This is a genomic window from Paenibacillus sp. 4624 (assembly GCF_050435065.1).
GTDB classification, from domain to species: Bacteria; Bacillota; Bacilli; order Paenibacillales; family Paenibacillaceae; genus Paenibacillus; species Paenibacillus amylolyticus_D.
Window position 1 is genome coordinate 39447 of the sequence record NZ_JBNDJR010000014.1, and the last position, 26651, is coordinate 66097.

The following is a 26651-nucleotide window of genomic DNA, read 5'->3' on the forward strand; positions in this document are numbered from 1 at the left end:
ATATCTCATAGAACCATAACATATGGAACACGCAGCATTCGCAACTCACTCTATCTTACCAATTTACAATGCGATTGTGAAAAGGGCAAATTCTTTACTCTTGAACGGGATTATTCAATCCCTGAATGTATACAGAGGTGGATGAAATATGTTAAGTCCGAACTCAACGTTTTACCCCCGTCCGCTCGGGGTGACCCCCGCGTCCTCCTTGCCTCAATCCCCCTCGGCACCGCTGGAAACCAGCCGGCAGCTTGTGGGAGATGATCAGCAGGACGCCTATTATTTCCGTTCGCTTGAAGAAGCCGGCATCAAACTTAACGGCCCGCAAATCTCGGCTGTCCGTCATGGTAAAGGGCCTATTCTCACCCTCGCCGGTGCCGGCTGTGGCAAAACAACTGTACTGGCTGCAAGAGCAGGCTACCTGATGGAAGTCAGCGGTGTACATGCAGGCAGCATTCTGCTCGTGACGTTTACCAACAAGGCCGCTGCCGAGATGAAAGACCGGATTGCTGCCCTGCCTGGCATCAGACCTGCTGCAGCAAAAGCCGTGCAAGCCCGCACCTTTCACTCGTTTGCGCTGACTTTGCTGCGTCATTACGGAGTGCAGGAAGACATTTTTGGTGAACCGCGTGCCCAGCATACGGTGCTAAAAATGCTGCTGCGCCAAAATGGCATGAGCGAGGCGTTTCAGCCGGAGAGTCTGCTGGCGATGCTGTCCGCGTGGAAAATGCAAGGTTTAGACACGGCAGACTTGCCGGAGAAAACGCAGGATGAGCGCGATGCCAAGCGGGTATTGCTCGGATACGAAAGCTGGAAACAGGATCGCGGCAAAATGGACTTTGATGATATCCTGCTGCGCGCGGCTGCGCTGCTTCGGGATCCGGCGGTGTTAAAGCCGCTGCAGCGGCGTTTTCAATACATTATGGTCGACGAATTTCAGGATACAAACCGGCTGCAATACGAGATTGTACAGATGCTCGCTGCGGCTCACCGCAATCTGATGGTTGTTGGAGACGATGACCAGACGATCTATACGTTTAACGGCGCACGCCAGGAATCGATTTTGGAATTCGATAAAGTATACCCGGGTGCACGCATCGTGACGCTGGACATTAATTATCGCAGTGATGCACGTATTCTGGGACTCGGCAGTGAGCTGGTCGCCCGTAATAAACGCAGACGTGACAAACGGCTGCGTGCGGCAGGGCAACGCGGGGATGCCCCCCGGTTCGCTACCCCATCTAACGCCGAGGAGGAAGCTGCCTGGGTCGTGAATCAGATCTGCCAGCAGGTGGAGGAAGGGCAGTATCCTTATCGGGATATCGCTATCCTGCACCGGACAGCCAGTAGCAGCCGGGCGGTATTTGAGCAATTGGTACTGAAGGATGTGCCCTTTGTACAGCACGGGGCCGCTCCGGTGTTCTATGATCAATCCCTGATCAAACCGTTGATGGACCATATGCGGCTGTCTCTGAACCCGCGAACAATGGAGGCTCTGCCAAGTGCACTCGGTCCGCTGTATGTGTCCCGTGATGCAGGACTGGAGTATATCCAGCGCTGTGAGCAGGAACAGGCCAAGAAATATCCGCTGATTCATCTGAGCAAATGGGACAAGCTGAAGCCTTTTCAACAGGAGCAGGTCAAGGAACGCATCAAGCTGATCAAATCTTTGCACAAGCTGAAGCCGATTATCGCGATTCAGGAGATGCGCCGCCAGTTCTACGATAAGTATATGGAGAGCGGCGACCCGACTATTTTTACCCATTATAAGGAAACGATGCTGGAAACACTGGATGAATTCGAAGCAGCTGTCAAAAAGTTCGAAACCGTGGAGGAATTCGTGCAATTCGCAGACGAGTTGTCCCGCAGACACCGCGAGATGGAATCACTGCGCCGGGCGCAGGATAGTGATGCGGTACAGCTCATGACCATTCACCGGGCCAAAGGGCTGGAGTTCCCATGTGTGTACTGGATCGGAGCCAGTGAAGGCATTGTGCCGCATAGCACCGCTCTGCGTCAGGATATTCCGGAAGATCAAAAAGCAGCACTCACCGTGCAACAGACGGATGCTGAATTGGATATGGCTTTGGAGGAAGAACGCAGACTTGCTTATGTGGCCATTACACGTGCCAAACAGCATCTATATGTGACATCACCCGCGAGCCATCACGGCAAACCTGCGGACGTGTCACGCTTCCTGCTGGAAGCCTTCGGCATGGAGGTTCCGGACAAACGTAAAGCACGGGAAGAGAGCCGTACTGGTGGCACATCGTCTTATGGAAATGTTGGACACGCAAGCTACAACAGGAACAACAACGGAAATAGTCAGATCAATGCGAAAGGTAATGTTAACGGTAATGGGCAACATCGAAGCAACAACGGAAACCGGAAAATTTCCGGAAATTCTGGAGACAACCGTAAACATGAAGATGGTAAGAGTGGCACAGATCAACGGACTTCGTCTTATGTTAAGCATGATCGGCAACGAAGTGCGATAAACCACAAGGATCATCGGGAAATGGAGATGCTGGATGAACGGGATGAGGATCGCCTTAGCGAACGACGGGGCAGTGGAATTATTCGAGATCATACAGCTTTTAGTACACCAGGTCTTCATCCAAAAGTTGGCGCTACAACCGCCACTTCGAGTACTTCCCGACATGCTGATTCTGCTCGATCAGGTGCAAGTAAAGCCGAACGGACAGAAACGGTGGCCATCTGGAAATGTAGTTCGGTTACATGCAAAGCATGGTTAAGGCAGAAACCGGCTGTACCTTCCGGCAAAGCCTCGAAAAAGTCCTCCTCGGGAGCTCCCGCCTGTCCACTATGTTCAGGAATGATGGTTGCGGGCACCCGGCAGGTTCCATTGACGAATCGATTTGGAAAATAGAGAGGTCTCTTCTTCGTTTCAGGGCGCTTGCTGCTGTTTATTAACAGTAGAAGCGTCTTTTTTCCAATTCAACTGTAAAATGGTCTTTTTTTCAATATTGAAATGGGGGTTGGATTATGCAGGACGGTAAACAACATCTGTATGTGTCGGTAACTCATAACCTTATTGAACGAACGAGAAACGAATCTACTCCGTTCGAAGTCCTTGTGGATGACGGGCAATTGGCAACATTGCAAGATCTGATGAAAGTGCTTGAGGATGGGGACGACTACTCGTTGCAGCGGGCCCCCGTACCTTACAAATCAGCAGACCACGACGATGGAAATGAACGATTTACGGACGGAGTGACGATGCTGTACACCTTCCTCTACGATCATGGTACAACGGAGACCAGACAGGCTATAGAGGACATGAATGTGCTTCCCAAGTTGCAGAATACGGACTACGATGACCCGGGATATGAAAACTCACCAATGAATAAATGATGGTGGATTAGCTTAATTTGTGTACGGCCCTTGGCATGAGCCATCTAAGATGAAATGCAACCATTCTACAACCAAAGCAATAACCCTCCTTCTGCTCCATTTAGAAGGAGGGTTATTCTGTCAGCGGAATTTTCAGCGAGATTAGTCATGGTTTAACTTTCAGTAATTATTACTTAGTTCGTTATATTCTATTTCTCAACGTCAAAGTCTAGTCCAATCGGACTTCCTGCCCTTTTTCGGCAGACTCGTAGATGGCGCACAGCATACGCGTAGAGGTCACCCCATCCGCAATCGGGCTGATGGGCGGCGTACCGTTCAGGCAGCATTCTACAAAGTGATCGATCTGATTCTGGAATGCACCGTGAATGTCCAGACCGGAATGATCTGTCTGGGGTTCGATGTTCATGATGGTGTCATGTTTCTCGGAGACAATCAGCGTTTTGGGCTCCAGTTCAAATCCGCCGCGCTCACCGTACAGTTTAACAAAGGATTCATCTTCGCGAGCATGGAGGGTAAAACTCACATCTACTGCCAGGGAAGCACCATTTTCAAAACGAATCAGGGCATTTGCCATATCTTCGACATTATTGATCGCAGCACTGTAGTCTGCCGCTTTGTAAAATGAGAGATGTTCCACATTCGCACGATTGCCGAGTTTACGATACGTATTCCCGCTGACGGATACAGGCTTCGGTCTGCCCATCAGATACCAGCACTGATCGATGATATGTACACCCAGGTCAATCAACGGACCGCCTCCGGAACGAGCCTTGTCTGCAAACCAGCCACCCGGATTACCCAGACGCCGCAAAATCGACGCTTTCGCATAATACAGTTCACCAAATTCACCTGCATCTATAAATCTGCGCAACATCTGCATGTTGTTATCGTACCGCCGTACAAAACCCACAACAAAGGTACGTCCGCTCTTTTTCACAGCTTCCTCAATTCGTAGTGCATCTTCCACGTTGGTAGCCACCGGTTTTTCCAACAGTACATGTTTGCCTGCCTCCAGTGCAGCAATCGCAAATTCCGCATGGGTGTTATTCCATGTACAGATACTCACCGCATCCACATGCGGGTCTTCCAGCATCTTACGATAGTTGGTGTACACGGACTGAGCTTCATACTTCTGTGCAGCTGCTTTGGCCCGTTCCTCGTTCAGATCACAGATCGCATAGATGACAGCATCCTCATTTTTGGCGTAACACCTCATATGAAGATCCGAGATCGAACCTGTGCCGATCATACCGATATGCAGCATTTGCTTGGTGCTCATCTTCGTCCTCCCTCCCTTTTCCAAAACTTTGTTAACGTCTAGTCTGCCCTCAGCATGCCTTCATAAATACCCGGTGTTGAATTTTCAATCTCTACTGCGCCCAGCGTTCGTTTGTAGAAGTCCACCGGCCCCGCCGATCCGATAATCGCGTAACCGTACCCATCTGCTCTCATCGCATGCATACAAGCAAGCAACAAGGCAGTCCCAACACCCTTTCCACGGGCATCCGGGCTTACTCCAGTAGGACCAAAAAAATTACGGCAGGTCGCTTCATAGCAGCCAAAACCAATCATCCTCCCCTGCTCCAACGCAATATAACAGGTCACAGGTTGACGCGCAAAAGCGACATCACATTCGTCTACCCAATGCTGGTTAAAATGGGTTCTCACCCAGTTCAGCACCTGCTGCTTCTCCGGAGCAATGGCTCTGCGAATCACAATGGATGCCGCCTTCAGTTTCTCCAACCCGCCGTGTTGCTCCGGCAGACGATACAGCGCGACCAACATATCACTCATCCGTTCGTTTCCTCCTCATCTGGCACGGAATGATCCGTGCATACTTTGAAATTAACCTAATCCTACTGCTGATAACCTGCTTTTTACGCGATAACTCAAATTAGAACTAATCGCACTGCTTACAGCGTTTATATCTCAACTGCAACACTGAGACAGGTTATTCCGTCAGTAAAGATGAGATGCGGTGATCTGTATAAAAGTTTACCGCGACACAACGCAGATGAGAAGGGATGATTACTAATGAAAAACAACATGAAAAAAGTAAGCACAATTATGGCTCTTTCTATGGCACTAAGCGGTGGAGCAGCTTATGCTGCGTCACTAGATAACACCGTTCAGCCTATGCAGGAAACCGTTACTTCTGCCCCGAGCAGTACTACAGGAGTTGTACATGTATCCGTCAATGGTGCAGCGGTTGCTAACGGATATTGGACTCAAGACGATAAGACAGCCATGATCCCGCTTCGAGCGCTAACCGAAGCTCTGGGAATCGAATTGAAATGGCATAAGGAAGACAAGTCCGCAGAGCTGACTCGCGGTGCCTTGTGGACTCAGGTTTTTGCGGATAAAGATCGTTACTCCGTCAACAAAATGCTGCTCACCCTCGGTACAGCTCCTCAAATTAAGGATGGAACACTTTATGTGCCTGCTGTTTTTGCGGAAAAAGTCCTACATGCCCAAGTAAGCACAACTGGAAATCAAGTAGAGATTAAAAGTGAGGAGGATGTCAAAACGGTTACAGAACGTGGCGTGATTACTCGCATTTCAAATCAGGATCAATATCAGTCCATTCAGATTGGCGGTGCAGGGCTGGATGGCATCGTATTGAACCTGAGCAAGGATACGCATCTCATTTCTGCAGAGGGAAAAGAGATTAAACTGGCTGATTTATCGATCGGCATGGTTGTCGAAGCTGAACATTCCTTAATGATGACCAAAAGTCTCCCTCCACAAACACCAACGTATAAAGTAACCGTGCTGGATACGGCGGCTGAAACAGCAGCGCAACCAGAGGAAACTTTGGGAACAGCAGGCACGATCGAAAATGTAAACATGAAGGACGGCACGGTATCCCAGATTGAGGTTAAAGGTATACGCCTGGCTGAGACTGCACCAGATCATGTCGTTTTAAATATCGATAAAGCTACTTCACTCGTAAACCAGGAAGGCGAAGCCGTGAAAGCAGAACAACTCACCAAAGGCGCAAAAGTAATCGGGTTCTATAGCCCAATGATGACTCGCAGCCTGCCTCCGATCGGTACAGCCTGGAAGGTAGTTGTCGAGCTTCCGACAGTTCAGCCCAAAGCTGAGTAAAGGCGGTAGGAAGTTAGATTTAGCCTATAGGTGTAATTAAAGTTAGAGTAAATGGGGAATTACGCAAGAAGGCAGAAACGCTAAAAACCTTTCCCTCCTGTCTTCTGACAGGGCGTGGAAAGGTTTTTGCACAAATGAGTAAGTATCAAAACTTCTAAGGTAAGTATTCTAAGCTAAGTATCTGTTTTCTTTTTTACTGGGTAGAAGAAGTGTGATCAAGCCTCATCCGAAGATTCTATAATTGCTTCAGCCTCAATCTCAACCATTAGCAAAGGATCAATAAGCGCACTGACTTCGACCATCGTAGCTACAGGTTGAATCTGTCCGAAAAATTCACCATGTGCTTTGCCAACCTCTTCCCACTTCGAAATATCCGTGACAAACATACGTGTTCTAACCACATCGGTCAAATCCGCACCAAGCTCTTTCAGTGCTTTTTCGATCGTCTCCAAAATGAATTTGGTCTGCACATACGGGTCACCCGCACCGACAACGACGCCATCCTGCATAGCTGTTGTCCCAGCAACCTCTACCCGGTTACCCACACGAATTGCACGGCAATACCCCACCAGCGGTTCCCAAGGGGAGCCCGTAAATACCTGCTGTCTGCTCATTTTCCTAACCTCGCTTTATGTCGTTTGGTAATTGGATTAAAGATGAATTATATCAGTCCGTCTTCATCTCAATCAACGGTATAAAGCTTAATTTCAATTTAATTATTCAATGCAAAGACCCCTGAACAAATCACTTTCACCTTGAGTAAGGTTGAGTGTTCAGGGGACTTAAAAAAAGTACCAGTTACAGTTTAATATTAGACTCGTCAAAGTAATCTTCCAGCGTCAAACCACTCTTCACAACATCGGGTGCAATATCTGCGCCAACATAGCGGATGTGCCAAGGCTCATACACGTAACCCGTCTTGCCTTCTTGACCTTTCGGATAACGAATAATAAAGCCATATTCTGCAGCATGTTCATCCAGCCATTTGCCTTCTTTGGACGAACCGAATACCTCCTCCAGCACATTGCCCACGCTTGGACTGGATACGTCTATGGCAAGCCCGGTCTGGTGTTCACTCCGGCCTGGAACGGCACTTACACGGGAAGCATACTCTTCCCCTTTGGTTTTCACATTATTGTTGTAGATAGATACCTGACGCTTGTAAGACCGGTATCCAGACACGGCACGAAGCTCAATCCCGTCTGTTTTGGCACCAGCAAACAGTTTCTCCAGCGCTTCCGCAGCTTCTTTGCGCATATGCCGCTTCTCATGTGGCCCCTCGAAGGAGAACGGCACGTCAGGCTCGACCAGATCACTCGGCTCATAGCCTTCCGGCAGACTGCGCTGTTTGTTGACAATGACTGTCATTGCCTCCGCATTAGTCACGACCGATTGGGGATCAATCGTTGTCTGCAGAGCGCTGATGCTGCGTTTCTCCATGAGCGGATCTTCCGTTGTGGCACCACCACTTCCATTGTCTGCAGAACCCTGTCCTTCTCCTGTAGATGCAGTGTCTGAGCCGTTATCTGTTCCTTCATCGCTACCCGAATTCGTTGTGTTATCTCCTTCAGCATTACCCTTGCCATCTGAGCCTGATTCATCGGTCAAATGCACGGTTGTGCCATCGGCTCCCTGCTCCGTATTCGGTGTTCCGTTTGCGTTCTGATTATCGTTCGAGCCGGAACCGTTCTGGCATGCAGCCAGCAAGGCTCCACATATCATAAGTGAGGACAGCAGAACTACGATTCGGCGCTGTCTTCCTGTTCCTGATTTCATCATAAAACTCCTATCACCTTAGTAGAATGAATATCTTTTTTTACGTTTTCTCATGGTTACGCTAGGGCGTGTCTGAAAACGCTGAAGTAAGCAGATTTTGCCGAATTTTCGTTCCAAGCTAGGAAGTTTCCCGCAGGCGTGCCGGGGCACGTCAAGGGGAAGTGACGTAGCAGGGGCAAAAAAGGTTTAAAAGATGCACTTCAGTAGGTTTCAAGACACGCCCTAATGTTCCCTGCGACAGTATACCTTAAATGCACGATAAGCTCCACCTGTAAAGAGTTCCTTCTCCAAGTCTCTACGCAGAAATATACCCTATATACAGCTTGTAGCCTTGATTTCTGTACATTTAATACAACATCCCAAACTTAGATAGCTTCAGATGGAAACTGGAAAAGAAAGCTAAACCCCACAAAAAAAGCAGGGGCGATCTGGTGATCTCCCCCCGCTGTGTTATGCATCATTTGGTTGCCGGGCTGTCCTTGTGCTTCTGGACAGCCTGCCACATCCGCGCCGCCACGCGCTCGCGGATCAGATCCAGACCGGCTGCTGCAGGCACTCCCGGCAGCAGCGCGGTCAGCTCGGGCAGCGCAGGCGGTTTGCCCGGCTGCGCGAGCCGCACCTCCACGGCGCCGAAGCCAGGCCCCGGCTGGTGCATGGCGCCGTCCGCGGCGGCCTCGGCGATCCATTCGCCGACGGCCGCGCCGCCTTCGCCAGCCCGCGCCTGCGGGCGGCCCGCCGTTTCCGCTGCGCGGCCCGGGCCGCTGGGATCATGGGCAAGTTCCTCTGCCCATGATCCCAGCACGCCGGCGAGCAGCGCTTCGCGCGGCAGGCCGGCGTGCGCCAGCTGCAGCAGCGGCTCGGCCGCGAGGCGCGCAGCAACGGCGTGCTCCGCCGCCGCGGCATGCGCGCAGCTTGCGCGGCCGCAGGTGCACGCCGCTGCAGGCGCTGCGCCGAGCACGGCCTCGCCTGGCGTGCCAGCAGGCGCCGCCGCGGGCAACAGCCCGGCGAGCTCCTCTGGCGCCGGGCCGCCGCGCAGCAGGGCGTACAGCGCCAGCGGGCGCTTGCGCAGCTGCGCCAGCACGGCCTCGCGCTGCGCCTCGCTTAGCTGCGGCAGCGTGCCTGTGACCGTGAACACGCCGGATGCGGCTGTTCCCCTCTGATCTTCATCAGCGGACCCGGGCACAGTCTCTCCCGAATCCGCCACTGTATTCACCTCTGCCGTCCACACCCCGGGGGACATATGCAGCTCGATGTTCCATTTTTCGCTCATCATCATCCCCCTCTCTCATTAATCGCGCAAACCAGCTTTACCAACATCAAGCCGATTCTTCATTGCCAAGCATTCAAATGTAGTGTGAATCACCTTATCCACTACCGACCTCAGCGTTAACCTTACAACCAAGTCTCTCCTTGAAGCGAGATCAGACTACTCAATTCCTCGTCTGACATCTCGGTCAGCCAGTTTTCCCCTGAACCTACAACCTGCTCGGAGAGGGCTTTCTTGCTCTCAATCAGCTCATCGATTCGTTCTTCCAATGTACCCTGGCAGATCAACTTGTGTACCTGAACGTTGCGATTCTGGCCGATCCGAAATACCCGGTCTGTCGCCTGGTTCTCCACCGCCGGATTCCACCAGCGGTCATAGTGAATGACATGGCTTGCCCGTGTCAGGTTCAGACCTACGCCGCCCGCACGAAGAGACAGAACAAACATAGACGGGCCTTCCCCTTTTTGGAATGTCTCCACCATTTCGTCCCGCTGCGACTTCGAAACCCCACCATGCAGGAAGTAAGGTTCTTCCTCATAACGCCGGTTCAGTCTCGAAACCAACAGATTCCCCATTGCAACATACTGGGTAAAGATCAACGCCGATTCTCCGTTGTCCCGAATAGCATCCAGCAGTTCCAGCAGCCTTTCCATCTTGCCCGATGCTTCAGCCTTGCCGTGCTCCTTCCGGCTGTTGTCCGCCAGAACAGGGTGATCACAGATCTGCTTCAATTTGGTTAGAGAGGATAACACGATACCTTTACGTGCAATACCGTTCCGTCCGTCCAGACCGCCCATGAGATCATCCACAACCCGTTGATATAGAATGGCCTGCTCCGGTGTCAATGAACAATAGGATTTCAGTTCCAGTTTTTCGGGCAAATCTTTGCGAATATCCGGATCACTCTTCAGCCTGCGAAGCATAAACGGCGACACCAGCCTGTGCAGTTCGCGGAGCGAAGCCGCGTTCTCTTCCGAAGGCGCCAAGCCTGTATACCGCTGGCGGAACGAAGAAGATGTACCGAGATATCCCGGATTCAGGAATTGGAAAATAGACCATAGTTCACTCAAACGGTTTTCCACCGGTGTTCCTGTCATGGCAATCCGATGAGAAGTGGACAGCCGCATGACACTCTGCGCCTGCTTCGTCCGATAATTTTTAATATACTGTGCCTCATCCAGCACCACGGTTGACCAGTGCAACGAAGCCAAATCAGGGCCATCACGACCTGCCAAATGATAGGTTGTGAGCACGATGTCATGCTTCTGTGCTTCCTCTTCGAAAGCATCTCCATGTAACCTCTGTCCACCATGATGAATGTACAGTGACAAGTTTGGCGCAAAACGCTTCAGCTCACGTTGCCAGTTGCCCAGTAGAGAGGTTGGGCAGACAATAAGTGTAGGCCACTGACCCTTCGGCATATCTGTATCGAGGTCATCAACGGACTCCTGTGCTTCTTGTGCCTCTTTCAGTGCGGCCTGGCGTTCCTCCTCTTTGCGATCGAGCAGACACGTGATGACCTGAACCGTTTTTCCAAGTCCCATATCATCGGCAAGACACACCCCGAAACCCAGTTCACCCATGGCAGATAACCACTGAAATCCACGTTCCTGATACGGCCTCAGTTCACCATGCAGCTCCGCTGGCACTGGGCGAGGTTCAATGTTACGCAGCACCTGTCCCTCAAGCAGGAAAGCGAGCATGCCTTCGGATTCGGCACCGAAAACAGACATCCCTTTCCAAATGGAATCTTCCCCTTCATCTGCGGCAAGATGCAGCCATTCGGAAAGCAGCATGTATTGTTCTTCTTCTTTTTTCATATATCGAAGCACTTGGCGAATCTCTTTGGTATCTACTTCGATCCATTCCCCGCGAAACATAACATAGGGAACGGCAGATTCAGCCAGTGCGGCAAGTTCTTCTGCCGTAATCGGCTTACCATCCAGCATCGGCTCTGCTGTAAAGGAAACGAGTTGCTCCATGCCGAGTGTAGATACAGCTCCAGGCTGACGCTCCGGCGCTCCGTTCATCATCTGCAAACGCAGACCTGCGCGTCGTTTCCCGGCGCGGCTCCATCTTGACGGCATAAGAACCGTTACCCCAGCCTTCTGCAGCTTGGGAACCGCATGGGTAAGAAATTCAAAAAAGCTCTGTTGCTGCAGCTGTATCCCCTCGGGACGAGCATGCAGCAAAGCAGTTTCCAGTTCCGGTGCCAGCTCAGACGCCTGACCAATGGCCATCAGTAACTGCTCTGCCACAGAGGCATAGTAAACTTTTCCCCGATCCAGATCACGCCCCGGGTGTGCCCAAATGCTTCGTGCAGGCAACCTAAGGCCTGCTTCTTGATCACTGTCCACCCAGAAACTGATCCCCCAAGTGGTCTCCTGCTCTCCCAGCGGCGGTTCCAATCGCAGGACCAGTCTGAACTTGCCTTCCGCAGGCGGCATTTCTTCGACACCAAATGCAGGCATCGTTGTACCCCCGGCTTCATGAATCGCATCGACGAAATCCGCCATATCCTCCGTCGGTCCTTGCACAGTGACTGGGCGGAATATAGAGATCAGGCTGTTCCACCATAGCTCAGACACCGGTGAAGAGCCACGTCTGAACGATGTCCGGTAACGGGAAAGTTCACTATCCATGCCTTCCAATTCATTGGTTACCACCGCATGAATGATGCCGCTCATAAATGAAAACAATACCGTGCCTGCCGCTTCCTCACGTGTCTCCGGCTCCGTGGAGGCATAGGCCCCCGGCGCTGACAGAGCAATGGGAGGCATCGATTCGGCAAGGCTTTTGAAACGCTCCTGATCTTCTTCAAGCTGCAAACGCGGACGCCACACTCCTGAGAGGGTCTCTTGACCCGTTCGCCGTCTTGCACCTGTTTTAGCGGCAAATGCTGCCGCCGGAGCAATCGCCCCTCGCAGCAACAATTCCTGTGTGAACTGTGCTGCCTTGACCCAGTAACGCATCTCTTCTCCAGCCTGAATCCCAGCTGCATGTAACATCTGATCGTCCCACTGCAATAACAGTCTGAACGCATCCTTCGGTGAAACCGCCAATCCTTCCAACGTTCGTCCAAGCAACTGCCTCCGCTTTACGTTTTTGGCTTCTGCCGCATTTCGAAGCGGATTCGGCCAGCGCAGTTCCGCAAGACGCAACGCGGCAGGCTGAAACAGACGACCCCCGTCGCCAAATTGCAGCCTTCGTACCACGTGACTCCAAGCATCTACGCGCGGTTCCGATGTTTCACCGGAAAAACAAAAAAACACGTCTCCAAGCCATACTCCATACAGCGATTGCATCATTACAGTCTCCCGTCATCCCTTCGCATTGTTACTCTCCATCATATACGAAAATGAACGGATTTAAAAACCTTTACGTATAAAAAGTGCTGATCACGCTCTTTTTCTGTACAAAAAAATGCCCCTTCTCCAGAATTCGGATGAGGAACATTTTGTTTAATCATTTAATGATGTGGGCCGTCAGACTGTCACCCATTTGATCTAATCAAGATCTGACCAGACTGCCTAGCAGTACATCCAGGTTCAAAATACCCGCACGGTGATCCGCACAGAATCCGATTTTATCAAAAACACCAAGCATAAAGCGGCGGTGTTCTTCTGCGGGTTCTTCGAAACGATCATACGTCACAACCGAATCTACCATGTCTACAATCAGAGGCACAAACCCGTTCTTGTAAGGGACCACAATAATTCGTGTAGATGAGGTATCTTCCTTCTCGGGCATGCCGAGCAACACACGCAGACTCACGACAGAAACTACCTTTCCGTACAATGAAGCGAATCCTCTGATCTCAGGACTTCCGAAAGGAACCGTTGTAACCTCTACCATTCTAATAATTTCATGAACCTGATCAATGCGAAGTGCAAAAATTTGTTCTCCCACCGAGAAATTAATATATTGCATTACTTCATCCATAATGTCCCCATACCCTCTCATTCCGTAAAATCAGATCTTCAACACGCTTTTGGCTGTCGAACTTTAGACGATGAGTCGTTACATGTTGTATCGGCAATTTTAGCGCAATTGTTTAGGCTTTCAACAAGAAGAATCGCAGTTACATCTCTTTCCCTGTTTTCTTTGAAAAATAAACGATTTAACCCTCATTCCTGTGGATAACTCATTAAATAACCGTTAAAATTTGCTTATCGTGAATAAAAACATAACGTTATACCCCTTCTGTGGATAAGTTGTGCACATATTGCTCACAGTCTGTGGATATATACCTTTATTTATGTGGATATTCATTATTTTAATGTGGACATGTTGTGTATTTGTTTGTAAATCTAACGTAAACTTTGTCGTTTTCCGGGCTGCTTATCCTCTACTGTGGACATATTGTGGAAAGCCTTTCAATAACAATACTGGATTTCAAACTTTCTACCTTTTGTTATTCACATCGCTTTCACCAGCCCAACCAAGAAGGATTTCCACTGTCTGTTCAACCTGAAAGGCTGGGAAATAGTGACCATAAGGGAGTTCCACTTTTTTATAACCCGCATGTAAACTAGCAGGAAAATGATACTCTCGATCCTTTTCAGCCCAAACTACCAGTCGATCTGCGTCAACCTCTGTCTGCCGAGGGCTTCCGAATTCATCCCAAAAGCCTATCGTCTGCTTATGTCCCAAGTGAATCCACCGCAACAAATCTACATGCGCACCCGCTATACGAGGTGAACGGAGATAGGCTTGTATCCTCTTAGCCAGCCTCGTAACCCTGCTCTCATCCAATGATGTACTGCCACTCGCACGGAAAACATTGGCCCAACTCCGTTGTGACCTGGCACGAAGCAAAGTTCTGACCACAAGGCGCGGTAGCCGAAGTATCTTTGTTAAACGCGCATCCCTTCCATTGTCCGCAACAGGCTGGAGCAGCGCCAAACGAATATCGGTACGCCCGCTTCGCTTTAACGCTGCCGCCGCGATCGCTGCACCTACAGAGTGACCAACGAGTTTGATTGGACCCTGCATTTCAGACAAAGCTTCCACCAGTGCGTTAACCTGACCTGTAAATGCATCTTCTTCTTGGTGAACAGGTGAGCGACCAAATCCTGCGAGATCAACCATCCAGACGGGATTGCGTGTAAGTCTGTGCAACTGTGATCCCAGAGGAAGCAAGTCATCCGCACATTGGAGCAAACCATGCACGATCACCCATGGCTCCCCCTCCCCTTCCCAGCCTAAACTCGCCAGATTTCCCAAACGCACACGGATATAATCGGTTAGAACATGTTCATGTTCAACTTCAGCCTTGGACAGAAGCCGATAGTCCAGATCAGCAATAATGAAGGGAAGCTGCTCCCGAATATCAGGCCAGCTTCTCCCCATTCGTTGCATCAGTCCCTCGGTCTCCTCTACCGGAAATGTTCTGTCTGTGATAAAAGCAAGTGACTGTGAAGGTATACCGCTGACACGACTTCCGCCAAGGCTCATAAGGCGTTGAATCCAGGATAATGGCAATGATCCTGTCGGTCTGGGAACATCCAGTTGCTTCGTGATCACATGCAGCAACTCCTTCATGTTTGGACTCTCATCCTTACGGGCGAGCAGTGGATAAGTCCCTCCCAACGGTGCCTCATCCCGAATTAGAAAGACCAGTGTTTCTGCCACCACATCATTCTCCACGAGTGGCAGCCAGTAAGACGATCCACCAGGAACAACAGGCATAAAACCTTTCTGAACGGCTCCAATAAGCAACCCGATACCGCCAGTCTGCTCGGTTTCACCTGTTGGGCGTGGCCCGACCACCGTACTGGGATTTACCACGGACAAAGGGTAACCATACTGTTTGGCATGCGCCCTTATATAAGCATCGGCTTTGAACTTCATCTCTTCATAAGCACTCTCTTGGCTACCAGCATGATTCATTTCAACCGGTTCCTGTTCCTGTTCCTGTTCCTGTTTCTCTTGCTCATTCCCTTGTCCATAAGGGCTCATAAAACCAACCACATGAATGAAGTGACGCAAACTTCCGCTAAATTTCATATCCTGAGCCAGCTGAGCAATCTCTCTCGCTCCATGCATAAAGATTTTTTCTGCTGTCTCTCGTCCCAGCGTAATATCCATCGTTCCCCCTGAATGAAGAATGACATGTGCCTTGGCGATGCGTTCACGATCCGCTTGAACAAGCCCCAGACCTGTCAAAGATAAATCACCTACGATAAACGTAATCCGTTCAAAACTTCTCACACCGTAACTCTCCAGTACTGATCTGGCGCGCCGCTCGGAGCGAACCAGCAGCAACATATGTATATCTGTTTTCTCTACCAGTTGTTTCACTGTTTCCTTTCCAATAAAACCTGTACTACCTGTCATAAAAAGAACGGTTTGCTCCAACCTTGCCTGGTTCATCGATATGCCTCCATAATATTTCTTTATTTTTTTCTTTATTTATTTTTAGTTTTAGTCCGTCAAAAATTTCTCTTGATCTCGTTTATTACCAAGATATAAACTAGTACTAATCAGTACTATTAACTTCCAAAAAAAGAGCTTCGTTTAACGAAGCATCTGACAAAACGTTCGTGCGGACTGCTCGATAATACCCAGATCACGTGAAGTTCCGGCCAAGATCAGCGAACCTTCAAGTGCTGCAACAAATAGGGAAGCTACAGCCCCCGGCTCAATCCCTTTGCGGAATTCTCCGCGTTCTACCCCTTGCTGGAACAGCTTCTCCACCATAGGTACAAGCTCCCGGAAAAAGATCGAGATACTCTCCTTCGCCAGGGAAGCACTTTCCGGTGCCTGCATATAAAGAGTGACAAACGGGCATGTGCCTTTAAAGTTTCTATGTTCTATACCTGCCGAGAGCAATTCCAGGAAAGAGTTCATCCGTTCCTCCACTCCCCGCTCACGCTGACTTAGAAGCAGATACAGCTCGGATTCATATTGGGCAATCCAGAACTGCACAACCGCCTGAAGCAGTTCCTCCTTGTTTTTAAAATGATAATAGATATTGGATTTGGATACGCCGCTAACACGCACCACCTCATCCATGCTGACATAAGCATAACCCTGCTGGAGAAATAGCTGCGCAGCAACTTCCACCGCTTTGGTGCGGTTAACTGGACTAGAGCTTCTGGGACTGGAGCTTCTAGGTTTGGATGGTTTAGAAGATTTAGGAGTCCCTTGATGTGATATATTGTCATTGTTCATAACTAGAACTATATAGTACTATTTTAACAAAAGCAAGCATGTCTGTTGATAAAATCAGATCATCAGATTATTTTCTGAAAAGTTGTCCACATTTAGAACATATACACACAGGATATCCACATATAGTATTAAGCCGATGTAAAAGTTATTTTTTTGATTTGTAAAGGTGAGCAGTTATCCACATTTTTAAGCTGAACACCGTGCTGTAGCAGGAAATGCAAAGAAGCCAGTTGCAAAAGATGCAACTGACTTCAAGTGCACGTGATTTACTTATTTTTTCAGACTATCCCAGTTCTGCTGTAATGCATCAAGCAATGCTTTTTTATCTGATTTACCTGCCACATACGCCTGAATGGTGCTGCCAAACTCTTGTGGAACGCCCTCAGGGAAACGGTTGAAGTTCCAGCTTAACGTTTTATTTTCCTGACTGTATTTCATGATATCTGTTGCAAGGTCACCCAGCTCTTCCTCCGATGCCTGAATTGAACTGAACGCCGGAATGAACTTGAATTCTTTAGTTAAATAGTTTTTACCAATGTCGGAAGTGACGAGCCATTCCAGGAACTCTTTTGCCTCTGGCTTCACTTGGGAGTTTTTATTCACAACCCAGTAGTTAGGCACGCCTACGAACAGCTTATCATTCGGTTCATTTGTAATCGGCATAGGCAGAATACCCAGATTCAGATCCGGATTAATGCCGTCAATCTGTACTTGTGTCCAGTTCCCTTGTTGCATCATCGCCGCTTCTCCACTAGCAAACAGAGTTACCTGTGTGTTGTAGTCTGTGGTGAGCGGATTTTTGTTGCTGTATTTGAGCGTCAGATCAAGCAGGTTGATCCATTCCTCGAAGACTGGGTTACCCGGAATTTTCTCCGTCCCCTCATTCAGACCTTGAATGAATTTTACCGGATCGGCTTGATTCGCAAATGCTACATTGACATTATGATTGCCAAGCACCCACCACTCCTGATACCCGTTGGAGAACGGTGTAATGCCTGCGTCCTGAAGTTTCTTTGCTGCTTGATCCAGTTGTTCCAGTGTTGTTGGGATTTCAGTGATGCCAGCTTTGGCAAACAAATCTTTGTTATAGATAAAACCGTACCCTTCCAACGCGAGTGGCTGTCCATAGAGCTTGCCATCCTTAGTCATCGGCTCTTTGGCCACTTCCAGTACATCCTTAGCCCACGGTTCACTGGATAGGTCTTCGAGATATTCAAGCCAGGTATCGAGTTCACGGTATCCACCTACGTTAAAGATGTCCGGTTGTTCACCTGCGGCAAACTTCGCTTTTAGTGCAGCTCCGTAATCACTGCCACCGCCGACCGTCTGAATGTCCAGCTTCACGCCTGGGTGGGAAGACTCATACTCTGCTTTGAGACGATTAAGCGCTTCGGCAATTTCAACTTTGTATTGAAAAATTTTAATCGTTTTGGTGCCAGCCGCCGCTTCACCACCACCCGTTTGAGCATCTGTATTCACGGGACTACCGCTTTTGTCCCCGTTTCCACAACCTGCAAGCATGACTGAAAAAGCAATGAGCATTAGCAATGTTAACTTTGTCATTCTTTTCATAGATACACTCTCCCTGTAAGTAGTTTCACTTTTACCGCCTGCACCTCTTGCTTACCCTTTTACTCTTTACTTCGTTTGTTTAAGATGACCCAGTCTTTGTTTATAATTCTTTTGCTTACTATATAGATGAACTAACGCAATGCCCACAAATGGTATGCGCAGTTGATCACGGATTAACGAACAAGCCGACTCTTGTCTCTCACTGTCTTTCCCTGCTCTGCTCCGGCGCATCTGTCCAAGCCCTGCGGGCAGATGTGCCTTTTGCCCGCCACCGTGCGAGGCAGGAGCGGAGGCATCATGATGCGCTGGAGGAGCGGAGCGTTCGCCTTTGAACCTCGGGGGCTTCCTTAGCCATCATACATTCAGGCCCCCCAGGAGCAACAGCGACCGAAAGCGCACATGATGACGGAGTGACTTCCCCCGCACTCTCCCCGGAGCGACCCGCCCTCGCACCTATCCTTTAACGGAGCCGGCAGTAATACCCTGAATAATATACTTCTGCATCAGCAAGAAGAAAATAATGATTGGCATGATCCCAAGTACCAGAGCAGGCAGAGCCAGATCCCACTGTTTCGTATATTGACCGAACAGCGCGAAGGTTGCGATTGGAATGGTGCGCAGATTGGAGCTTTGCAGGATCAATGATGGCAATAGATAGTCATTCCAAATCCAGAGCGTATTCAGAATGATGACGGTTACATACATCGGTTTCATCAGCGGGAATACGATGCGGAAGAATACTCCATAGGCCGAACTTCCATCGACACGGGCTGCTTCCTCAATCTCTAAGGGAACCGATTTAACGAATCCATGAAACAGGAAGATGGACATCGGTGCTCCAAACCCGAGATAACAGATAATGAGTCCGCCGAGACTGTCGATCAATCCCAGATTGCTGGTTACCGTAACAAGCGGGATCATGATAGACTGGAACGGAATCACCATTGCCGCAATAAACAGGCCGAATAATATCCGGTTGAACCTTGTATTGCTGCGAACCATGCGGTACGCGGCCATGGAACTGATCAGCACAAGCAACAGATTGCTGACGATCGTTACGATCAGCGAGTTCATGAGCGCCGATGGAAAACTAATTTTCTCCCAAGCGTTCGCGTAGTTGCCCCACTGGAACACTTCCGGCCAGGCAGCCGAATTGGTAAGCAGGTCACCGAAGGTTTTGACCGAATTCACAAACAGGAAGTAAAACGGAATCAGGAACAACAATCCGATCAACACCATCACAATTTCGGTAATTACGGTACCGAAGCGATAATTTTTTGTTGTCTCCATCAGGCTTCAACCTCCTTGCTCTTCGTCAAACGAACCTGAACCATGGTGATGATGGCAACGATAACAAAAAATATAAATGCTTTAGCGGTTCCAATACCGTACCGGTTGTTCACGAAGGCCTCATTGTAGATATTGAGTGCAACCGACTCGGTTGAGCCAAACGGACCACCCTTCGTGAGTGACAAGTTGAGATCAAACATTTTGAACGACCAGGAAATCGCCAGGAACAGACAGATGGTTACACCAGGCATAATGAGTGGTAAAATAATGCTCCGTAGCACCTGCCCGCGGCTGGCTCCGTCAATTTCGGCAGCTTCCAGCAGATCAGGTGAGACATTCGTTAAGGATGAGATATAGATGACCATCAGATAACCGGCGGTCTGCCATACAAACACGATGACAATTCCCCAGAAGGCCGTCGGCTCATCTCCCAGCCACGGGAGATTGAAGAAGGACCAGCCCGTCACGTCGCCTACTGCTGAAAACCCTTTCACAAATATGAATTGCCAGATAAACCCGAGCAGCAATCCACCGATTACGTTAGGCATAAAAAAGATCGTACGCAGAATATTTCTCGTCTTGAGCGGTTTGGTCAGGAAGTAGGCCAGGAAAAAACCGATGACATTGGTGAGGATCACCCCTACAACGGTGAAGCGTACTGTGAACCAGAATGCATTCTGGAACTTGGGATCGTTTGCAAAAATATGCACGAAGTTATCAAGCCCAACCCAGTTAATGCTGGCAGATACTCCATTCCAATCCGTAAAGGAATACATCATGCCAAGCAGGAAAGGGACCACGATGATGAGAATAAAAAATACAACGGAGGGACCCACGAACACAAGCTGCTGTAACAGCTGTGAAGATTTGCGATGCTTCATATCGTTCTCCCCTTCTATAGATGGATGATATTGGTCTCTTATTCTATTAAACTCCAAAATCGTGAAGGGAAACACCGACACTCGTGAACAGTTGGGTGTAAAATATTGTCCTCTCTTGACGAGTCACCAGAAGGGGTGTACTGATGTCCAAATATTACAGTATCCGCACCAAGCTCATCGCCTTTATGCTAATCGCAACGACGATTCCACTGCTGGCTTCGATCAGCATGACCTTTATTCAGACCAAGACAGCCCTGCGAGAACAAGCACTGGAAGAGAATAAACGTCTTATTTATCAGGCTTCAACCAATCTCAACAATTACGTCGATAACGTAGCACGGGCCTCGCTCGCCGTATACAATGATCCCAATTTCCTGCGGAATCTGGCTAAATTGCCGGGGGATTATCGGGCTGTTGCTGAGGTATACACAACGTTGCAAACGATCAGAGCCGCTGTACCGGATGTATTCCAGCTCTATCTGCATTCTTTTGTATCCAACCAATCCACCTTGATTACCAATCCTTTCCCAAAACGCGAGGAACGCAAGCAAGCTTATTCCGATTCACTGCATGGTAAAACGGGGGACGGAGGATCGGATATCTGGGTAGAATCTGCACATATGAGTCATACCTATGGTTTCAAGGCGGCCTCTCCTGATGATTCACCAAGAACCGTGATTACCCTGCATCGGATCATCAGGGATATCCCATCTCCTGAACGGCTGGGCGTTCTAGCCATTGATCTTAACATGAACAGTATTGCCGCAATCTGCAGCAGACTGTATGATCCAGCTAAAGAGCAGATCTATGTGGTCGATGGGCAGAACCGGATTGTTTATCAAGGACGAACCGAGGTACAAGCGGCCAATGAGGCTGGTCATCTGCAGCAAGTGGCAGGAAGTGTGCTTGAAGATGGACGAACCCTTGCCGGTTCGGCACGGAATGCTGCTGGTCATTTTGAACAAGATCATTCCATGTATGTATATCAGCAGCTCGGAAGCAACTATGCGGATTGGACCATTGTGAAAGAAATTCCGAATGAAACGTTATATGCAAGAGCTACAGCGCTAACTTGGAACAATGCGATGATTGCCATTGCTGCGTTACTCCTTGTAATCGTGGCAACGCTATTCATTTCCATACGTATTACAGGTCCGCTCAGGCAGCTCATGCGATACATGAATCAGATTCAGGCAGGCCGCCTGCATGTAGATATCCGTCTGTCGAGCCGGGATGAATTCGGGGTGCTTGCGAGACATTTCCGGGATATGATGGATACTGTGAATAACTTGATCTTGCGAGAGTACCAGCTGGAACTTGCGAATAAAACGAATCAGCTCAAAGCATTGCAAGCACAGATTCACCCGCATTTTCTATATAACACTTTACAATCCATTGGGACTCTGGCGTTACAACAGCAAGGGAAAAGAGCGTATACCTTACTTTCTTCCCTGTCCAAAATGCTGCGCTACAGCATGCGGGATCAGACCCGTGTAACCCTCCGCGAGGAAGCAGAGCATGCTCGGCTGTATCTGGAGCTGCAGCAGGAACGTTTTGGTGAACGACTGGAGGTACACATGGATTTTGCAGAGGATACATTATCTGTTCAGATGCCTCGCATGACATTGCAGCCATTAATTGAAAACTATTTCAAACACGGAGCCGATGTACAGCCAGGAAAAGGATATATCTCCATCACTAGCCGCCGGGTTGACGAGCACTGGATAGAGATTGAACTGATTAACAACGGTCCAGTTATTCCTGAAGATAAACTGATTGAAATACGCGAATGGCTGCAACCCCAAGAGACAGAATCTGCAATGTCCTCTCCGGATTCTGCCATGTCCGAATCCATCGGCATTCGCAATGTGGTACGCAGACTTGCACTCAACGCTCATCCCGGCATGCCTGCCAGGATCGAAATCGATAATTTAGAAGCAGGCGGTGTAAAACTTCAAGTCAAACTATACGCGGGAGAGTGAACAACATGAAAGCACTGCTTGTTGATGATGAACAGCATGTCCGCCATGCCATCCAGCTCCTTGGTCATTGGGATGACCTGGGGATCGACATATTGCTCGAAGCAGCAGACGGAAATGAAGCGATCGAGGCAATCACAGCGCATCAACCTGAGATTATACTGAGCGATATGCGCATGCCCGGCAAGGATGGAATGGCACTACTTGAATGGATTTCAGCACATGCCCCACATTGTAAAGTCATTGTCATTAGCGGATACGACGATTTTGAACTGGTGAGACATGCAATAAGGCATGGCGGCATGGACTACTTACTAAAACCCGTCGAAGCAGACGAACTGAATGCCTCTTTGATGAAGGCAGTGAAATCTTGGGAAGAGGAGCATACCCTACGCGCAGAGTCCACCAAACAATCCATCGTGGTTAATCGCATGCGCCCGCATTATCAGGATCGCTTGCTCACCGAGCTGGCCATTGGCAGAGGTAACACTTCCGCACATATTCAGCGATTACAGGAAGAATTGAATCTCCCCTGCCTCATTCCGATGTGCTGTGTAGCCGTCACCAGTCTGTCTCATCTGGATGCGGATTGTTTAGCTAAATATCGCAGTCAGCCAGATCTGCTCGTATTCTCCGTGCTCAACATCTGTGCGGAGATGATGCGTACACCGACAGAAGGGGTTACATTTCGTCAGCTCAACCAGCCGGATGAAATTGTACTGTTTCACTGGGGGGCACTGTCCTCACTGACACGCATCCTGGATAGCATTAACGATGGATTGGAACAGACGATTCAGCGCAGGCTTCATTTTGGGGTATCTACCTGTGAAAACTACCCTGCCGGTATTTCGGGAGCCTATTTGGATGCCAGCTCCAAATTGTGGAGGCGCAACACCATTGGTACGCGGCGGCGTATTCACTCTACCCTTGAATCTTCGAGCAGGAATAAGGGCCAACGTTTGACTGCTTTTGAAGAGCCTATGCGCATAGCAGCCTTAAGTTGTCATGCTGCCAGTGTAACCGATACCGTCACAGAGTGGCTTGAGCCGTTTACCAAGCTAGAGGTGATCGGTGCAGAGCAGCTGCAACAATGGATGCAAGAGCTGGAATGGATGCTGAGCCGTTGGCTGGATGATGCCGAAGGTCAGTTCTCCCCGGAGGAAGAAAGTGCCGAAGATCAATTTCCTCCTTTTGCCGAATTGCCTTTCGATCCTGAAGGTCTGCTTTCGTTCCCGCTTCTTCGTTCCCTGCTAGAGCAACGATTGCTTGCAGCCGGAAAAGCACTCACAGCTCAGCGTCACGCCGATCCTGATCCTATGCGTGAAATCGCTCGCTACATGGAAACTCATTATCAGGAGGACTTGTCATTGCAACAGATTGCTGCACGCTTTTATCTGAGCAGGGAGTACATTTCTCGTAAATTCAAACAACAGTTCGGATTGAACTGGTCAGAATATCTCGGCAAGCTGCGGATTAACAATGCCAAGCTCCTGCTCCAAAACCCTTCCCTGCGAGTTGCCAAAGTCTCGGAAATGGTCGGTTTTCAGGATGAAAAGTATTTCAGCAAAGTATTTAAAAAAATAGAGGGAATGACCCCTGCGGAATATCGTAAAACCATCCTACAAAGAGGTTCATAACAAACCTGTTTCGATTCCAAAAGAGGACTTCTCGACACATGCTGTCGGAAGTCCTCTTTATGCCTTACGTTTACACAGCCTCTTACCGATCTCGCAAAATCACAAGCGGTACAAGGCGGATATAGATTAGCTCTCCTGCAAGCTCCACCATCGTCTGCGTGACAATTACCGCGGCCGCAATGGTTGCCCACTCTGGTGAGAGCGACAATGCCAATGGCAAAACAACCAGCGAATTTCGGGTTGAAGCACTAAAGACTATAGCTCGGCCAGCACCCGTATCGAGTTGGAAAAGTTTCGCAATAATTCTCGATATCCAGGGCATAATGATAAGGAACGCAGCGTAGATCGGAATGACATCCACAATACTGTTCAGATCATTGTAGACCTTGCCAATCTGGGAAGCTACAACGACGGCCAACGCGATTGCCATCATTGGAACCGGAAACCATGCCGTAACATGAAGCAACCGCTGCGCACTTCCGCCTTTGTTGGCTAATATTTGTGTCATCAATGCGAGCAACAACGGAACCACAATTAGTAGCAAGAAAGCCTCTACAAATGGCCCTGCCCTCATTACTGCGGCTGCATCACTGCCCATGAATAACCAAAGATACCCTGGAAGCAAAATTATCTGTACTACAAACAACAGTGGAGTTGCTGCCAGCATCAGCTTCTCGTTCCCCCGTCCCAGCTGTGTAAACACGATGACATAATCGATACAGGGGGTTAACAAGACTAGATAGACTCCCATCAACACACCAGACGATTGCGGAAAAACAAGCGTAAGCAGCCAAACCACAATAGGAACAGCGATAAAATTCGCGATGAGCAGCGCAGCCATAAAATGCAGATTGGACCAGGATGCCCGAAGCTCTGTAAACGGAATCTGCACAAACATGCTGTAGAGGAGCACAGCAAGAACCGGTGACACCGCATTATGAAGTAGACTCCCCCAAGCTGGAGCGGCTAGCCCAATCCATGCACCTGCACATAGAGCCATCACATAGAACCAGGTCTGTTGTCTCTCCATTGTTTCTCTTATTATCATCTCTCTCCCCCTATTGCCTGAAAAAACTCATAAGGACATATTCACACCTGCATCTGCGTACATTGGGAAGAGTGCAACTCCGTTCCAATAAGCTTGACCGAGCGAGGTTTTCGGAAGATGTACGTTCTCAAATTTAGTACACATGTTATTAAAACGAGTCTTTAGTGGGTATATTCATTGTAGACTGACCCACGGTTCATTACATTTGTTAAACCAAGGAGGAAACGTCATGTCCCGTAACAATCCGTATAAGTGGTTAAACGCCCTCGGTTTTATTGCTGTTATTATTGTAAATTATCTCTCCAATGCTCTGCCCATTGGCGGCAAGACCAACAAGGAAGTTTCGGATATGTACCCTGTACTGCTGACCCCTTCGGGCTATGCCTTTGCGATATGGGGTCTGATCTACCTCCTTCTCGCCGGATTTATCATCTATCAGTTCACCCCCGCGTCCTGGAAAAACAACTCGATTACCCGTCTAGGATACTGGTTTCTCGCCAGCTGCGCCTTTAATGTCGCATGGATTTTCGCTTTTCAAAATCTAAAGACCGGACTCGCGCTGCTGATTATCGTATTGCTGCTGCTTACTCTGATTATGCTATACGTCAAAACACGTGCGATCAGCATGCCAACAACGGCTGAAATCTGGCTAGTCAAACTGCCGTTCAGCATCTATCTCGGATGGGTTAGCGTAGCAACCATCGTTAACACAGCCGTTTATTTGTACAAAATCGGATGGGATGGATTCGGCATCAGTGAAACGGCGTGGACGATTATCATGCTGATCGTCGGTATGGTTCTGGCCGTGCTTGTCAGCTTCCGTTACCGTGACAGTGTGTACCCACTCGTATTCACTTGGGCATACATTGCTATCGCTCTCAAACAAAAGGATGTCATTTCTGTCTACTATACGGGGATTATCATTGCCATCGTTCTGGCGATTTACGCCGTGTGGCTGTTCCTTGCACGCAATCAAGACCGCGATTGAGCACCCTTTTCTATTATAAAATAAACCGAACGCAAAAAGCCGATTTTCAGGTCAAACGACCTTAATCGGCTTTTTGCTGTAATGGTATACGCCACAGGATTCGATCGCTCATCCTGTGGCAAGGCTGAAATATCATCCTATTTCAGCGCGATCACTTCAATCTCCACCAGTGCATCTTTCGGCAAACGCGCAACTTCCACAGCACTACGTGCAGGATAAGGCTGCGTAAAGAAGCTGCTATATACTTCATTGACAGGAACGAAGTCATTCATATCCTTCAGGAATACGGTTGTTTTCACCACTTTATCCATGCTTGTACCTGCTGCTTCCAGAATCGCTTTAACATTACTGAGAGACAGGCGAGTCTGCTCCTGTACATCTGCACCAAATTCACCGGTTTGCGGATTCAGACCAAGCTGACCAGATGTATAGATAAAATCCCCTGCATCTACTGCCTGACTGTATGGACCAATAGCGCCCGGCGCCTGCTCGGTCGAGATTGCTTTTTTCATTCGACAGGTACTCCTTTGCGTTCGCTGCCCTGCCACGACATG

20 protein-coding genes are annotated in these 26651 nt (G+C 49.2%); 6 read left to right on the forward strand and 14 right to left on the reverse strand.

Going from position 1 to position 26651, the window contains the following annotated elements; translation table 11 throughout:
• Nucleotides 1–148: 148 nt before the first annotated feature.
• Complete coding sequence (locus ABIE27_RS26320) at nt 149–2890, forward strand: UvrD-helicase domain-containing protein (protein ID WP_429351906.1); 2742 nt, start codon at nt 149–151, stop codon at nt 2888–2890.
• Nucleotides 2891–3006: 116 nt separating this feature from the next.
• On the forward strand, nt 3007–3375 hold the full coding sequence (locus ABIE27_RS26325; RefSeq protein WP_429351907.1) for a hypothetical protein: 369 nt from the start codon (nt 3007–3009) through the stop codon (nt 3373–3375).
• Between the two features lie 208 nt (nt 3376–3583).
• Here ABIE27_RS26325 and ABIE27_RS26330 read toward each other — a convergent pair whose 3' ends face one another.
• Entirely contained in the window at nt 3584–4654 is a 1071-nt protein-coding gene (locus ABIE27_RS26330) for a Gfo/Idh/MocA family protein (protein WP_429351908.1), read from the reverse strand.
• Nucleotides 4655–4692: 38 nt separating this feature from the next.
• Nucleotides 4693–5169 carry a GNAT family N-acetyltransferase gene (locus tag ABIE27_RS26335; RefSeq protein ID WP_429351909.1) on the reverse strand — a complete coding sequence of 159 codons (477 nt, stop codon included), beginning with the start codon at nt 5167–5169 and terminating at the stop codon, nt 4693–4695.
• Nucleotides 5170–5421: 252 nt separating this feature from the next.
• On the opposite strand from ABIE27_RS26335, the gene ABIE27_RS26340 reads away from it, so the two are divergent.
• Complete coding sequence (locus ABIE27_RS26340; RefSeq protein ID WP_161557078.1) at nt 5422–6483, forward strand: copper amine oxidase N-terminal domain-containing protein; 1062 nt, start codon at nt 5422–5424, stop codon at nt 6481–6483.
• A 215-nt stretch (nt 6484–6698) separates the two neighbouring features.
• Here ABIE27_RS26340 and ABIE27_RS26345 read toward each other — a convergent pair whose 3' ends face one another.
• The 10 genes from ABIE27_RS26345 to ABIE27_RS26390 form a co-directional block, all read right to left on the reverse strand.
• Nucleotides 6699–7097: a RidA family protein gene (locus ABIE27_RS26345; protein WP_123067305.1), complete on the reverse strand. Its 399-nt coding sequence runs from the start codon at nt 7095–7097 to the stop codon at nt 6699–6701.
• 184 nt (nt 7098–7281) lie between these two features.
• Nucleotides 7282–8259, reverse strand: coding sequence for a M15 family metallopeptidase (locus ABIE27_RS26350; RefSeq protein WP_123067306.1), 978 nt, complete (start codon nt 8257–8259; stop codon nt 7282–7284).
• Between the two features lie 457 nt (nt 8260–8716).
• Nucleotides 8717–9529 (reverse strand): hypothetical protein, encoded by an 813-nt coding sequence (locus tag ABIE27_RS26355; RefSeq protein WP_429351910.1) that lies wholly within the window; start codon nt 9527–9529, stop codon nt 8717–8719.
• A gap of 122 nt (nt 9530–9651) precedes the next feature.
• Nucleotides 9652–12834: a DEAD/DEAH box helicase gene (locus ABIE27_RS26360; RefSeq protein ID WP_429351911.1), complete on the reverse strand. Its 3183-nt coding sequence runs from the start codon at nt 12832–12834 to the stop codon at nt 9652–9654.
• Nucleotides 12835–13036: 202 nt separating this feature from the next.
• Nucleotides 13037–13468, reverse strand: a complete 432-nt coding sequence (locus ABIE27_RS26365; RefSeq protein WP_161556982.1) for a chemotaxis protein CheW — start codon at nt 13466–13468, stop codon at nt 13037–13039.
• Nucleotides 13469–13930: 462 nt separating this feature from the next.
• Complete coding sequence (locus ABIE27_RS26370; protein ID WP_429351912.1) at nt 13931–15901, reverse strand: alpha/beta fold hydrolase; 1971 nt, start codon at nt 15899–15901, stop codon at nt 13931–13933.
• A gap of 144 nt (nt 15902–16045) precedes the next feature.
• Nucleotides 16046–16702 (reverse strand): TetR/AcrR family transcriptional regulator, encoded by a 657-nt coding sequence (locus ABIE27_RS26375; protein ID WP_123065625.1) that lies wholly within the window; start codon nt 16700–16702, stop codon nt 16046–16048.
• Nucleotides 16703–16972: 270 nt separating this feature from the next.
• Nucleotides 16973–18274, reverse strand: a complete 1302-nt coding sequence (locus ABIE27_RS26380) for an ABC transporter substrate-binding protein (protein ID WP_123065624.1) — start codon at nt 18272–18274, stop codon at nt 16973–16975.
• A 453-nt stretch (nt 18275–18727) separates the two neighbouring features.
• Nucleotides 18728–19564 carry a carbohydrate ABC transporter permease gene (locus ABIE27_RS26385; protein ID WP_090918608.1) on the reverse strand — a complete coding sequence of 279 codons (837 nt, stop codon included), beginning with the start codon at nt 19562–19564 and terminating at the stop codon, nt 18728–18730.
• Nucleotides 19564–20445, reverse strand: a complete 882-nt coding sequence (locus tag ABIE27_RS26390; RefSeq protein WP_090918610.1) for a carbohydrate ABC transporter permease — start codon at nt 20443–20445, stop codon at nt 19564–19566. The genes ABIE27_RS26385 and ABIE27_RS26390 overlap by 1 nt, the downstream gene beginning before the upstream one ends.
• Before the next feature lie 143 nt (nt 20446–20588).
• On the opposite strand from ABIE27_RS26390, the gene ABIE27_RS26395 reads away from it, so the two are divergent.
• The gene (locus tag ABIE27_RS26395; RefSeq protein WP_123065623.1) at nt 20589–22427 is read left to right on the forward strand and encodes a cache domain-containing sensor histidine kinase; all 1839 of its coding nucleotides are present in this window, start codon (nt 20589–20591) and stop codon (nt 22425–22427) included.
• A 5-nt stretch (nt 22428–22432) separates the two neighbouring features.
• On the forward strand, nt 22433–24061 hold the full coding sequence (locus ABIE27_RS26400; RefSeq protein ID WP_123065622.1) for a response regulator transcription factor: 1629 nt from the start codon (nt 22433–22435) through the stop codon (nt 24059–24061).
• 82 nt (nt 24062–24143) lie between these two features.
• Here the strand turns inward: ABIE27_RS26400 and ABIE27_RS26405 are convergent, their stop codons facing one another.
• Nucleotides 24144–25109: an arsenic resistance protein gene (locus ABIE27_RS26405; RefSeq protein WP_429351913.1), complete on the reverse strand. Its 966-nt coding sequence runs from the start codon at nt 25107–25109 to the stop codon at nt 24144–24146.
• A gap of 229 nt (nt 25110–25338) precedes the next feature.
• On the opposite strand from ABIE27_RS26405, the gene ABIE27_RS26410 reads away from it, so the two are divergent.
• Nucleotides 25339–26097: a tryptophan-rich sensory protein gene (locus ABIE27_RS26410; RefSeq protein WP_123065620.1), complete on the forward strand. Its 759-nt coding sequence runs from the start codon at nt 25339–25341 to the stop codon at nt 26095–26097.
• A 137-nt stretch (nt 26098–26234) separates the two neighbouring features.
• Here ABIE27_RS26410 and ABIE27_RS26415 read toward each other — a convergent pair whose 3' ends face one another.
• Nucleotides 26235–26609, reverse strand: coding sequence for a RidA family protein (locus ABIE27_RS26415; protein ID WP_090918620.1), 375 nt, complete (start codon nt 26607–26609; stop codon nt 26235–26237).
• Nucleotides 26610–26651: the final 42 nt, after the last annotated feature.